Genomic DNA, 13,217 nt, shown 5'->3' with positions numbered 1-13,217 from the left:
GATGTGGATTGCTAAGCTTTATTGATAAGTTTTATGTCGGACTGTTTACTGAAACAACTGTGGAATCTTCAGCTTTCACGTTGAGTTCCTTCATCCACACATGTAAATAGTTTAGAACGGCATTTAAATCGGGACTGATTCCGTTTTGGATGTAAGCACCTGAAGTAGCCATACCCAGCATCACACACTGAGGCAACGAAAGCCCATACAATAATCCGAGACAATAACCTGCATTCAAATTGTCTCCACCACCCGTCAGTACCTGGGGTTTTCTGACCAACCTATTTTCCAATTCAATGGTATCATTCCGATAATACACAATTGTCTGATCTCTGGTGTGCACCAAGAGGTAATCAATATTCATAGCTTTATGGATATAAGCACCCGCATCGATGACGCGTGGAATTTTACTTTTAGCATCTAATAAATTTATATCCACTCCATTGATTGCAGCCCATATTTTAAGTGTTTCGCTTTCGTTAATACTCAGGGTCACTTTTCCATATGGAGAAAAACAGCTCATCAAGTCGAGTACTTCATCAATTTCCTGCGTTGATTTTTGCGCAGGATCACAGAGATCAAAATAAAATAAGAAGTCTCTCCGCCCGGATGGCTTAATAATATCGTGCAAGATGCCATCCCATATATCGCTGGCGTGTGGAAGGTTAACCCAATCTACAAACGCAAGCAACTGACTTGCCTGAACTGTCTTTTCAATTTTTTCGAGTCCCCATGTTTTCTTGATGGACGGCCAGTCGTAATCATTAAAAGCACTTAAATCTGATAGTATAATTTCTCCATCTTCAAATTCAATGATATCACGCCTCCCTGGATTCATTACATTAATGATGTGGGTATGTCTTGTTAATTCTGAAAACGCCGGGTGTATTTCAGGAATACCAAAGGATCCTGCACAAACGGTGGATACGCCGAGGTGACTCAATGTGTCGGCGAGGTTAGGTGCATTTCCTCCCGGCTTTATTCTTTCGGTTATAAGTTCTATTTCGTTTAGACAGCCAGCATTCATTGAAGCTACTCGCTTAGAGAATTCTGCTTGGGTTTTAAAATAAACCTTTCCACCATTCTCTTTTTTTCTCACCGCTCGTTTTAACGTTTCGACAAAACCGTCAAATCCTACAAAAGCATGGCTATCGAATGAAGCATCTTTGCGTTGTTGAAGTTCACGGATTAAATCAGAAAGTAAGTTGATGGATGGATTCATGTGCTACACCATGTATTGTATGCATTAAAAGTAAACGATGCGCGAGCCGAGAGAACTGATAAAGGTTATTAAAACGAACTGATGTTTATCAGTATAATCCTGCCATCTAGAAGAATTAAGATTCTGGAACACCTTAAAGTTGTCATTGCGAAATTTACAGGAGTTGGATTTAAGGCAATTCAATCACAACGTTTAACACGCGTAAACCTGGAAGAACTTGATGCTACGGAGGTTAATATGAAAGCTTAGAAGCTCTGTGGTACTTGAATGACAAATGTTGTGCCTTCGCCGGACTTACTTGTAAAAGAAATCTTCCCAGACATTAATTCAACATAACGTTTAACGATGGTAAGACCCAAGCCAGTACCCTGAATGCTTCCTGTATTATGCGCGCGAAAAAATTTGGAGAAGAGAAGCTGCTGTTCTTCTTCGGGAATTCCGATTCCGAAATCCTGCACTTTTACTGTTATGAAACCGTCTTTGTTTTCACAATGTACGTGAACATCGGCAGAGGAATATTTGAGTGAATTTGAAATCAAATTCACCATGATATAATAAAGCTTTTTTTGATCGAGGGAGACTTGGATTTCTCCTTGGTGTGATAGATTTACTCGTTGCTCTTTTTTCTGTAGTAAACTAACGTCTTCGATGACATCGTTCATAAAAACCTTAAGGTCAAAATTATCACATTCCACTTCCACTTTACCTTGTTCCAATTTATCGAGCGATAAAAAGTCATTTAAGATTGATCGAAGGCTGTTCACTGAATTTTTTATTCTTAACAGGTGCTTTTCAATTTTTTCATCTTTTTCACTATCAATATATTTTGAAATGAGTGCTGTGCTGGAAAGCACCACGCTCAAAGGCGTTCTGAATTCATGCGACGCCATCGACACAAACCTGGATTTCAATTCATTCAGTTCTTGTTCCCGTCCTAACGCAGCATTTAAATCGTTAGTGCGTTGATGCACGCGAAGCTCAAGCTCTTCCTGCATCATGCGTTGATCATGTATGTCGTTGCATGAACCTACATAACCTGTAAAGGTATGATCCGCCAAGTAAGTTGGTTTTACTACTTTCCGAATCCATCGATATTGGCCATCGTGCCGGCGCAATCTGAATTCCATTTCGAAGGGTTGTCTCGCATCACAAGCTTTATTGTAGTTAACAATACATTCTTCCATGTCTTCAGGGTGTACGCCTGTTAACCAACCTGTACCTAGTTCTTCCTCGAGCTGCCGGCCCGTAAACTGCAACCATGTTTTATTAACATAGGAACACATTTTGTTGATACCGGAAACACATATCATTACGGGAGCATTATCTGCCATATTGCGAAACCATTCTTCCCTTTCGTCAATAATTTTTTTTGCCTTTACCCGCTCCGTAATATCCGTTATAAACGCTACAGCTAACTTTTCTCCATCCAATTCGTAATGCGCTAGGCTTATTTCAACAGGGAAAGATTCTTCGTTTTTTTTTCGCGCATACAACTCCAAACCAAGGCCCATTGGCCTGGTCTTTGGTTTATGAAAGTATCCCTCGCGATGGTGAATATGCTTATGACTTAGGTGAATGGGTATTAGCACTTCGACTGTTTTACCTATTAATTCGGCGGGTTCGTAGCCGAAAAGCTTATCGGCACACGGATTCGACAGCTCAATATTACCTTTGTCATTGACTACCAGTATACCAATAGTAGCACTTTCAAAAAGTATTTTGAAGCCGGCTTCACTTTCTAAAGAAATGGCCTGCTGTTCTGACATATCAACGGAATCTTATTTGAATTTAATGAAAAATCTGAGGTGTTGGAACTTCATTGTCGACTACACGGAAAAAATTATGGTATAATAACAACAATCACTATTTATTGAATCAAACGTCATTGAGGTTAAACAATCAAAATTCTTACTTCGGTTGTTCTCTTTTGTAGTTTGCGAACTACAATATGTCATCCATTAATAACAAAAATGTTTATGAAACTACCAGAAATAAGCATGAACAACCTTGGATCGTTTTTGGGTTCCATCCATCCGCTCAATGTTGAGATTTCAAACGCCAAACTGGGCAAACCAGGGGAGGTACCTTTCCCTGATAAAAATCCTGAAATTATCCCTCCGGGGCCTCCGCCCATAACGTGGCCAAAAAAAGAACCGGAGATCCAACCCGAAAGAGAACCATTAACGATTCCTCCAACGGCTCCGCCAGAAGTACCCAAGCCACCACAAAGTGAAAGTGGCACCTTACATTTCTACAACTGGTTGTCTGCTAATAGAGGTTAATCAAGAAACTTGTTGTTCAGGTTCCTATTACAATATTTCGAAATAATTCTAGCTGAATAAGATATAAGCTACTACGAGTGTTATTAAAATGTTAAATGTCTGGGCAATAAGAAAACCATACAAAGGTCTCTTGCTGTTTTCATTAAAGATGTCGGAGAATTTCGTTTCCAAACCAATGCTTGTAAAAGCAAGTACAAACCATAGTGTCTGAATGCTTTTTAAACTTTCTTTCACTGTACTGACAGTTTCCTCATTTAAGACGAAAGAAAAAAGCATTGAGGCCAATATGAATCCAAGCACGAATTTGGGGAATCGTTCCCATATTAAGCCGAGCGTTGGTCTTTCAGCGCGTTGATTGTTTTTTCCATCGTGACTGTACGTCCAGTAGATGCTAATTGCAAAGGCAGCTAATCCCAACAATACATTCTGCGAAAATTTTACGATTGTACTTATCTTCAGGGCAGTGTCGCCCACCAACGAACCAGACGCGACCACCGCACCCGTTGTATCAATACTACCACCAAGCCAGGCACCTGTTACTGCCTCCGGAAAATTAAATTGCTTAGCGATGTACGGCATCACAATCATCATCGGGATTGCTGTAATTAATACAAGAGAGATCACATAAGATAACTTTTTAGTGTCTCCCTTAATTGCGCCTGCTGTTGCAATGGCCGCCGACACACCACAGATGGACACCGCACTGGAAATCATCATTGATAATTCTTCGTCTATTTTTAGCTTTTTACAAACCCAAAACGCAAAGTACCATACACTTATTACCACCACTAACGCTTGAATCAATCCTAAACCACCCGCCTTTAGAATGTCGGAAAATATCACGCCCGTTCCCAGCAACACCAATCCTATTTTCACAAATAATTCGGCAGATAAAGACTCGCGTAGCCGTGTCGGTAAATTAAATACATTGCTCACGAGCAACCCAATGGACAAGCTGAATATAACGGACTCGAGATTTAATGCCTTAATTTCACTATTGCCAGATATCACCAGCGCGATGAATGTTAGTATAAAGATGAGAGGAAATGTGGCAATGGCACTCTTAACCGATTTATTGATCAAATAAGCGGCAGCCAAAACCATCGCATAAAGGAACAAGAACTGTATAAATGCCTTACCTAAATTTCCAGATGACAAAACCTTTTGGAATAATTCATCGGGGGTGTTCCAAGAAAAGGAAGGCACAGGAACCAATATGCCGGCGAGAGAAATCAAGATGATTAAAAAACCCAGCACCACTACCGCCCAATCCTCATGAATGGAAAATCTTTTCTCACTTTCTACATCTATTGTTTTAGACATTCGCCTTTTGGTCTACGTTAATGGTATCTCCAGAACAACAAATATAAATAGTTCGAAGATAAATTATGAACAGGGCGCGACGCCATTGCTAAGTAATTACGTTTGATGAACAGTAGCAAATAAGTCACAAATTTCACTTTGACGTGCACAATTTTCTACGTTTTAGATATGATGAAGGTAATTATAAATTATGTCAAAGGAGAATTATCTCATTTCGGTGTTGGTACAAAATTTGGCATGGTAAGACAAACAAACCATTGCACCATGGAAAACAAGGAAGAAAAAAAACGTGGTCCAAAAGATCGGGACTATGTGAATAAATCAGAAAAGCATGAGGTAAAATACGAACCTAAGCGTAAGACGCCTGCAAAAAAATTCGGAGACAAAAATTAATGGCTTTAATCTCTCCGATAAGAAACCCGATGCACACCATCGGGTTTCTCTTTTTTCCGGCGCTGTACAGCCCGACGGGAAACATAAACTTTAAGTATAGCTCGTAACCAACACCAATGGTGTATGGAATTATTAGAGCGTTAAATAGCGCTAGCGTTGGTAATAGTATTGTGAATATTTTTACCTATTACGGTGGTGATGTATTGATTTGATTCTACAAGTTTAAATCAGGCACATATACGAAACGTTAGTGCATGGTTGCTTCCATTCTCTTAATTCCATCAAAATCTTCTCCAAATACAAGCTTTAATTTTAGACTGAGGGATAATCATGCTTTTCTTTGCGAGCATTTTATGAATTAAAACTTGTCACGCTTTTTGCAATTGCACTTTCAAACAATCAATTTTTTTAAAGTCACAGTACTTTTTGGATTTTTATTTAGAAACGATGTCGAAAAAAATAACGTTAGTTGAGGACGATAAAGATGCGGCGACGATGCTAACAAAAATGCTTTCTAATGCGGGATACACCGTTAACTCTTTGAACGAAGGCACTTCGCTTGTAGAAAAGGATACCACCATACCGGACATGTTTATACTTGACAATTTCATGCCGACTATCCATGGCGTTGCATTGTGTAAATATTTAAAGTTACAAGAGAGAACTAAGGCTGTTCCAGTCATTATTATTTCAGCAAATCAACAGTTAAAAAATAAAGCCACCGAAGCAGGGGCAACTTTATTTTTAGGGAAGCCTTTTCATAGCAGTGATTTGTTGCGAGTGGTGGAGGAGGTTTTTTCGGCAAATGGGAAGTAAGCTCAGTCCGATTCTACGATAATGTCAACAAAAAAAATGAAGGTTGCCCTTGGACAACCTCTGCACTTACCCTAACTACACTAATCATAAAATGATCAGTTTTTTAGGTTTTTTAAAGAGCAATTATTTTAGATGCTAACAACTCCTCTAACGCTTTTTCAACATCTTCTTGAGGCGCTTTACAAATTTTGTTTCGGCAAACGTAGACGATTGTACGCCCCTTTACCCTTTTATTTTTTAGCAACGGGAGATTTTCATCATCGCCTCCAAGAAAAATTGCTGTCGGCAGATAATGACGCTGGACTTGTTTGCTTTTACTACTTGCCTCCTTACCAACAATCGCTACTTCATAGGGTTTAGATGTTATCATGCCCAAAATAGTGGCCCAATTTGCGAAAAATGGGCCATTGCTTTCAAGGTTGCTAGCTATACTATTCAACATGCCATGGCTCATGTCGATGTAAGTTGACTCCAGGTAATACTCGCCCAGCAAATACAGAACTTCGGCCATCACTGAATTTGACGATGGCATCACATTATCGGTTAGTTCCATCTTTCTAGCGATAAGATTTTCGGACAAGTCAGAGGTGTAAAAAAACAGGCCACTTTGTTTGTCTCGAAAGTGATCAACCGCATATGACGCCATGGACCGGGCTTGGTCAAGCCAATGAATATCAAAGGTAGCCTCATAGAGTTTAATATATGCACGAGCCAATAATGCATAATCATCCAGAAAGGCTTCGGTACCGGGCTTTCCCCCATTGTAACTTCGCCATAACTGTCCATTGGCACGGATCATATTTTGTTCGATAAAGCGTGCATTTTTTAAGGCGATTTCCAAATAGCCATCGTTTCCGAAAGCAAAAAAAGCATCGAGATATCCTTTCAGCATCATCGCATTCCAGGAAAGCAAAATTTTCTTGTCTGTGGAGGGTCGTACACGTTTATTTCGTAAAGCCCGAAGCTGATTTTTAGTTTGTGATAATGCCTTATCAAAGGCCTCCTTGCTTAGACTTTTCGCTGTTGCGAATTCATTCCTTGTCAACGTCGTAAATAGAATATTCTTACCTCCCTCCCAGTTTCCGCTATCCGTTACATGATAGAAATCCGTCACTAACGCCGTAGCCTTTTGATCCAGGGCCTGCGTTATTTCTTTTTTAGTCCAAACATAAAATTTACCCTCCTCGCCTTCGCTGTCAGCATTAATAGAGGCATAAAATCCACCCTCCGCCGATGTCAATTCGTTTTTTATAAATAATAATGTTTCATCTACAATTTCCGCATACTCAGGATTTTTAGTTACCTGGTATGCATGGGAATAGAGGCTTACCAGTTGGGCATTATCATAAAGCATTTTTTCAAAATGAGGCACCCTCCAGTTGGAGTCCGTGCAATAGCGTGAAAATCCGCCGCCAATATGGTCGTATAATCCTCCTTTGCCCATCTGTGTCAACGTCGTGGTGACCATTTGAAGCGCTTCCTTTTTACCGGTCAAAAAATTAAATTGTAGTAAGAATTCCCAAACAACGGGAAGTGGAAACTTTTGAGAACCTTTCAGCCCACCCATGTCAAAATCAAAGTCGGACTGCCATTTTGAAAAAAGCTTGCTATACAATTCTGAATCTGATATTCCATCCGCGGCTTTGAAATTGCGCGCAACATCCTCCTGTAAAGTTCTGGTTAGTTCGGCGGCTTGTTTTGTTACACTATTGTACTGCTTTTTGTAAGCTTCGGAGACTTGTTGAAGTATAGTAGTCCATTGTTGTTTCGGAAAATATGTAGCTGCATAGAACGGTTTGCCATCCGGCAACGCGAATGCATTTAACGGCCAGCCACTATTACCCGAAATAAGCTGGGCTGCTTCCAAATATATCTGGTCAATATCGGGTCGTTCTTCTCTGTCAATTTTAATAGCGACGAAATTCTGATTCATTATTCGCGCCACGGCCGTATCCATAAAAGATTCTTCCTCCATGACATGGCACCAGTGGCATGAGGAATACCCAATGCTAATAATCAAAGGTTTGTTTTCCGCTCTTGCTTTCTCCAATGCTTCACTCCCCCACTCATACCAATCAACAGGGTTATCAGCGTGTTCTTGAAGGTAAGGACTGGATGCGTTGGCCAGACGATTTAGGCTCCCGTTACTTTCCTTTACTCGCTTATCACAATTGATCAGGAGTAGCATTAACAGTAAGGGCACCAATAATCTTCTTTTTTTCTTCATTAATGTTCTCTCCTAAATTTGCCTATTCCTGGGCCAGCGCCAAGTCCTTTTTAGGTGATGGATTAATCCCCGAAGAAAAAATCCGCATTTTATCATCATTAATTCCGACCAGAATTTTTAGCTCATTATTGACGCTAATGGGTTGTATATCCTTCACGTTGTATGGCACTGAAAAACCACTTTCGTAATGCTTCACGCATTTGAATTCCAATCCGCCCATTCCTTTCATAAAAAGTCCTGGGGAAGCATCTGCTGGCGTGGTCTCTACTTCTGTATCAAATTTATTTCCTGCAAGTAAGATATCTTTCCGGCCATCTTTATCAAAATCCCTAACGATGATTCCGTTCACCGCAGAGAGTTGCGCCTCTGTTGGAAGTTTTTTTATTACAAGCCTGCCCTTTTCGTTGATGAGGAGTATGCTGGAAAAAATGCGTGCCTGATAATGCATGGCATTTTCAATATCTTTTCCCAAAATCGTCGGCAGATCGGATTGCGCGAAAGAAAGATACGTGGGAAATTTTTCAGAGATAACGGGCATCTGCTGCGTTGAGCATTCTTTACCGCGGATAGGGACTAAAGAATTATCCTTATAATAACGCGCCAGGAAAATATCGTTTGTACCGTTCCCATCAAAGTCTTTCGCGAAAACCTGAAATGGTTTTTCAACACTGGCCTGGAACTTATAATTTTCCCCAATATTTCCAAGGATTAAATCCTGGTCGCCATCATCATCCAGATCGTCTGCGATTACTTTACTCCACCAGCCTTCAGTATTTTCTAATCCCATTTCAGTTGAAACGTCTTCAAATTTACCTTGGTTAAATTGAAAAACTTTTATGGGCATCCATTCACCTACCACTACCAGTTCCATTTTTCCATCGCCATTCAAGTCTACCGCTGTAGCAGAATGTACCATGCCTACTTCGCTCAATGCGGAGGAAACTTCCTGGGTTACGTCTTTAAACTTTCCTTTTTCATTCAATAACAAGTAACTTTTTGGAGGCTTCGGATAGGTGCCCGCCACTACTTGTCCGCCCCTGAACAAGTCGAGATCGCCATCGCCATCAAAATCCAAAGGAACAACGCAGGACCCACTGCTGGCAGTCTTGGGTAATGATTCCTTTTTAAAATTTCCTTTTCCATCGTTCATGTATAATCTGTCAGCGTACATATCCGATCCCTGAGAAAATTCACTACCTCCACTGACCACGTATAAATCAAGATCACCATCAGCATCTGCGTCAAAAAAAGTCGAACCCATATCTTCGAATGCTTTGTCACTTTCAAAAACTGTGTTTGCCTTCAGTTCAAATTTGCCATGCTTCTGCACATACAATTTAGCGGGTTGGCCAGCGGCACCTCCGACAAAAAAATCAGCTGCGTTATCATGGTTAACATCTCCAGTAGAAATAAACGGGCCGCTTTTCGAAAACATGTGCGGCAGCAGAATCTGTTCTCTGTATTCATTAAAGTTATTTTCCTTATGGACAAAAGGAATGACAGTCAATTGATTCGTTTGATCATTAAATAAAGTAGGTGGAGGTGTGATATCGCTTCCCTTACTTTGTGCTTCATCATATTTAACTTCTACTGTTTGATTGGCTTGAACAACCTTTATTATATTTTCTTTTCCATCATTCCAAAGCACCCTTACACTATCAATCTGTTTAATGTCTTTCAAACCAAAATGAACAATCGGTTCATTAGAGGACAGGTATCCTCGGACCACTTTATTTTCGAAGTATTGGATCTCACCATTGGAATACAAGGTGACTTTAGTCCCGATTCCATCCCTATTTCCATTCGGACCATTTAATTTTATTTTTAAATAATTGCTGTGCGACGCGGATGTGTTTTCATAAATAAAAGCTTCGTCATCGAGATTGTTGATAACCAAATCTAAATCGCCATCATTATCCAAGTCGCCCACAGACGCACCGTTTGAAAAACTCGGGGTATCGAAGCCCCATGAATCGCTTACATTTTCAAACTTCAAATCACCTTTATTCTTAAAGAGATAATTCTTTACCTTAATAGGACTATATACCTCAATAAATTCTTTAAAGCCTTTCTCCAGCATGTCTTGCGGTGACTTGTACTTGTGCATGTTGCTTCTGATGTATTGCGTCAGTTTTTCCTTGGCATCTCCATCAAAAACATCGCGTTTGTAACCGTTAGCAACAAATATGTCGCGCTTACCATCATTGTCAAAGTCGGATATCAAAGTGGACCAGCTCCATTCCGTTTTAGCCACGCCCGACATTTGTGATATCTCACTAAAAAAAAGGCCACCTTGATTCAGATGCAATGCATTGTGCATATACTGTTTGTGCATTCCGCTTTTTACGATGGCATTAAATCCTTCCACATCCATCGAGGGCATGGAAACCTTTGATCTTCTATAATCTTCCGGCAGCATTTCACTCACCATAATATCTTCCCAACCGTCGTTGTTGATATCGGCAACGTCTGTTCCCATAGAATACATGGAGATGTGATTTGTAGCTTGTTTTATCTGCTCTTTAAAAGTTCCGTTCTTCTGATTGATATACATGTAATCACCTTCCGCAAAATCGTTGGCAACGAAAATATCTGTATAACCATCATTGTTAAGATCAGCAGTAACCAGGCTTAGCGCATATCCGAAGTTGCTGGTGATCCCAGCCTTTAAACCAATTTCTGTGTACCTGCCTTTTTCATTTAGGTACAACTTATCACGGCTTTGGCTTGGAGAAAGTTTCTTTTGCCTTACCATTTGTGTCAGGGGAAGATCAAAAGAATCGGGACGATTAGTGACGTACAGATCAAGATCATTATCATTGTCCATATCAAAGAACGATGCATGGATGGAATAACCTGGTTCGTCCAGTCCATATTTACGTCCTTCCTCCTTAAATGTGAGGTCACCCTGGTTCACATAAAGAAGGTTTCTGCGTTGTTCTTCGGTATCTTGCCAACCGCCTTTGCACACATAAATGTCCAACAAACCATCACTGTTAATGTCTACCATAGTGACACCGTTGTTCCACTTTCCATTTCCTTCAACACCGGCTTCTCTGGTGATGTCTTTAAACTTTAAGTTACCTTGATTCAAATAAAGTTTATTGGAAACTTCATTGCCCGTGAAGTAAATATCCGGGAGGCCGTCATTATTAATATCCCCGATGCCAACACCCCCACCGTTGTATACATATGCAAAAACGTCAAAAAAGTTATCAGCATTTTCATTCACAATATTTCGAAACGTTACGCCGCTATGGCTGGAGGTAACGCTTTTAAAAACAGGTTGACTGACAACTGTTTGATCTTCAATTGGAGCCACTTCTTTTTTGTCGCCGCACCCGTAAAGTATGGCTGATAAGAAAAAAAGCTGATAAGAAATTTTTTTAACTAATTTTCTCATAAGAACAAATAAGTGCATTTCGGTTTAATTATAGCTGAGGCTCGTGTTATCCGCTCCCGTATGCTTCAAGTATTTTTTCCATACGGCCGAGGCAACCTTACGGCCAAGATTCAAGCCCTCCACATTATCAGAACGAATGTGGTATCCGCCCAATACCCTGGATAGGCCCGCCATGTTCGCAGTTTCGGTAAAGGTGGGAAATTTCAAGACAACGGTATCGCCAATGTTTTCAGGCTCAGTAAGCAGCCCCGGCACAATTTTTACTTCCTCTCCAAACTGATCATTTCCTGTGAATAAACGTAAAGCTTCAGAACAAGCGGCGCTTACACAACTATGCCCCGAAACATAACTTGGGAAAGGAGGGCATAAGAACGTATCGGGTGAATATGGGCGCCAGTCTGAGCCTTTCATTTCTACCATTCCAACGTCAGGTCCACCCCATCCTTTAATCAATTGTCCTTTATAATAATCGTGTACCAACGCATAAGGTCTTGCAAAGTCGTAATGCATCTTAGCATCCCAGGCAGCTATAAATGCATCCATTGCCGCTACCTCGATTAAAAAATACATTTTGACATCATCATCTAAACTATGATTGTCACGTACGGAAACGTTTTGAGCAAAAATGAACCAGTGACCTGCCTGTTGGACCGATTTAGGGCCGTCGCGCATAAATTCAACGAGTGCTTTTTGTTCGTCTGACAAGTTAGCTTGTAGTTCAACCACTTCCTTAATTTCATCTGCTAATGTTTGTGATCCGACAGCGGGTGGAGGACCCGGCCTGTACTGACTCGCCGACGCTAACGCAACAGGAGTTACTTTTCCCCAATGGGGTGTGAGGCAACCCGGCGCAAATTTTCCCCCTTTTCCATCCGAGAAATATTTTGGTTGCCACTTGCCAATTTCTTTTAAATGATCGGCATTGTTGACTGGAGTATATCCAGTGTAATCACTATAAGCCGCCGCGTTAGAATTGGAAGTGGTATCTTTTTGATTCGATCCATCGAAAGACCTGGACGCAATCACAGTTTTTGCCGCGAGGTTCCCAATACCAATAGCTGTTGAGGGATCTTCTGAATTGTCATCTGGGTCCAACCCAAATTCAATCATTTTTTTTCGTAACAATGTAGAGTCAGAGAAGTAATAATGCTGCATCGCCCGGTAAGCCGCATAGCTTATGGCAATCTCTTTATTCTGCAAAGTGTGCTCTACTGGAGGGCGCCGTTCGATCGAAGTCAAATATAGAGGAGTGGCCTTTTCATCATACCTGCTCCAAGCGTCAAAAACTGATATCCATATCAATGCTAAAATCCTGGAGGTTACGGTAGGTCTTGGTCTAAAATTCTCTGTATCGTTGGCTGTGCATTCGAGGGAAATTTTACCCCATTTGTAGGCCATGTTGTTTTTGCCGGTGGGATCATTTGGCAAGATTGACGTCTTATTCTGAGGAACAGAGCAGCCGGTTATGCAAAATAGCACCAGACAAAAAACACGAAATAGCTTCATCTTTTTAAAATTGAATCGCTAATGCAAATCACGTTGCATTTCTTG

The 13,217-nt window shown here is 40.7% G+C and carries 10 protein-coding genes; 4 read left to right on the top strand and 6 right to left on the bottom strand.

Annotation, left to right across the window (positions count from 1 at the left end):
* Positions 1–31: 31 nt before the first annotated feature.
* On the bottom strand, positions 32–1,222 hold the full coding sequence (locus P2W71_RS10895; RefSeq protein ID WP_276370751.1) for a hypothetical protein: 1,191 nt from the start codon (positions 1,220–1,222) through the stop codon (positions 32–34).
* A gap of 81 nt (positions 1,223–1,303) precedes the next feature.
* Between P2W71_RS10895 and P2W71_RS10890 the strand changes: the two genes are divergently transcribed.
* Entirely contained in the window at positions 1,304–1,471 is a 168-nt protein-coding gene (locus P2W71_RS10890; RefSeq protein ID WP_276370748.1) for a hypothetical protein, read from the top strand.
* Here the strand turns inward: P2W71_RS10890 and P2W71_RS10885 are convergent.
* Positions 1,468–2,988, bottom strand: a complete 1,521-nt coding sequence (locus P2W71_RS10885; protein WP_276370746.1) for a PAS domain-containing sensor histidine kinase — start codon at positions 2,986–2,988, stop codon at positions 1,468–1,470. The genes P2W71_RS10890 and P2W71_RS10885 overlap by 4 nt on opposite strands.
* 210 nt (positions 2,989–3,198) lie before the next feature.
* Here P2W71_RS10885 and P2W71_RS10880 point away from each other — a divergent pair, with 210 nt between their 5' ends.
* Entirely contained in the window at positions 3,199–3,504 is a 306-nt protein-coding gene (locus P2W71_RS10880; RefSeq protein WP_276370743.1) for a hypothetical protein, read from the top strand.
* Between the two features lie 48 nt (positions 3,505–3,552).
* Here the strand turns inward: P2W71_RS10880 and P2W71_RS10875 are convergent, their stop codons facing one another.
* Positions 3,553–4,827, bottom strand: a complete 1,275-nt coding sequence (locus P2W71_RS10875; RefSeq protein WP_276370741.1) for a putative sulfate exporter family transporter — start codon at positions 4,825–4,827, stop codon at positions 3,553–3,555.
* 168 nt (positions 4,828–4,995) lie between these two features.
* Between P2W71_RS10875 and P2W71_RS10870 the strand changes: the two genes are divergently transcribed.
* Together P2W71_RS10870 and P2W71_RS10865 are read left to right on the top strand one after the other, a co-directional pair.
* Entirely contained in the window at positions 4,996–5,220 is a 225-nt protein-coding gene (locus P2W71_RS10870; RefSeq protein WP_276370738.1) for a hypothetical protein, read from the top strand.
* A 447-nt stretch (positions 5,221–5,667) separates the two neighbouring features.
* On the top strand, positions 5,668–6,036 hold the full coding sequence (locus P2W71_RS10865; protein ID WP_276370736.1) for a response regulator: 369 nt from the start codon (positions 5,668–5,670) through the stop codon (positions 6,034–6,036).
* 112 nt (positions 6,037–6,148) lie between these two features.
* On the opposite strand, the gene P2W71_RS10860 is transcribed toward P2W71_RS10865, so the two are convergent.
* Genes P2W71_RS10860 through P2W71_RS10850 form a run of 3 tightly spaced genes read right to left on the bottom strand, consistent with a single transcriptional unit; the run spans position 6,149 to position 13,172 of the window.
* Positions 6,149–8,263: a thioredoxin domain-containing protein gene (locus P2W71_RS10860; RefSeq protein WP_276370733.1), complete on the bottom strand. Its 2,115-nt coding sequence runs from the start codon at positions 8,261–8,263 to the stop codon at positions 6,149–6,151.
* Between the two features lie 22 nt (positions 8,264–8,285).
* Positions 8,286–11,666: a VCBS repeat-containing protein gene (locus P2W71_RS10855; protein WP_276370731.1), complete on the bottom strand. Its 3,381-nt coding sequence runs from the start codon at positions 11,664–11,666 to the stop codon at positions 8,286–8,288.
* 24 nt (positions 11,667–11,690) lie between these two features.
* Positions 11,691–13,172 (bottom strand): vanadium-dependent haloperoxidase, encoded by a 1,482-nt coding sequence (locus P2W71_RS10850; RefSeq protein ID WP_276370729.1) that lies wholly within the window; start codon positions 13,170–13,172, stop codon positions 11,691–11,693.
* Positions 13,173–13,217 lie beyond the last annotated feature (45 nt).

Origin of the sequence: Chryseolinea sp. H1M3-3 (genome assembly GCF_029360725.1) — a bacterium.
Taxonomy (GTDB): Bacteria; Bacteroidota; Bacteroidia; order Cytophagales; family Cyclobacteriaceae; genus Chryseolinea.
Note: the sequence above shows the minus strand (reverse complement) of the source record. Positions and strands in the feature narration are given on the sequence as shown.

What these genes read in the sequence shown, in the direction of transcription:
- P2W71_RS10885 (WP_276370746.1), bottom strand. Translation starts at nt 2,988, where the DNA reads ATGTCAGAACAGCAGGCCATTTCTTTAGAAAGTGAAGCCGGCTTCAAA.
- P2W71_RS10860 (WP_276370733.1), bottom strand. Translation starts at nt 8,263, where the DNA reads ATGAAGAAAAAAAGAAGATTATTGGTGCCCTTACTGTTAATGCTACTC.
- P2W71_RS10880 (WP_276370743.1), top strand. Translation starts at nt 3,199, where the DNA reads ATGAAACTACCAGAAATAAGCATGAACAACCTTGGATCGTTTTTGGGT.
- P2W71_RS10890 (WP_276370748.1), top strand. Translation starts at nt 1,304, where the DNA reads ATGTTTATCAGTATAATCCTGCCATCTAGAAGAATTAAGATTCTGGAA.
- P2W71_RS10875 (WP_276370741.1), bottom strand. Translation starts at nt 4,827, where the DNA reads ATGTCTAAAACAATAGATGTAGAAAGTGAGAAAAGATTTTCCATTCAT.
- P2W71_RS10855 (WP_276370731.1), bottom strand. Translation starts at nt 11,666, where the DNA reads ATGAGAAAATTAGTTAAAAAAATTTCTTATCAGCTTTTTTTCTTATCA.
- P2W71_RS10895 (WP_276370751.1), bottom strand. Translation starts at nt 1,222, where the DNA reads ATGAATCCATCCATCAACTTACTTTCTGATTTAATCCGTGAACTTCAA.
- P2W71_RS10865 (WP_276370736.1), top strand. Translation starts at nt 5,668, where the DNA reads ATGTCGAAAAAAATAACGTTAGTTGAGGACGATAAAGATGCGGCGACG.
- P2W71_RS10850 (WP_276370729.1), bottom strand. Translation starts at nt 13,172, where the DNA reads ATGAAGCTATTTCGTGTTTTTTGTCTGGTGCTATTTTGCATAACCGGC.
- P2W71_RS10870 (WP_276370738.1), top strand. Translation starts at nt 4,996, where the DNA reads ATGATGAAGGTAATTATAAATTATGTCAAAGGAGAATTATCTCATTTC.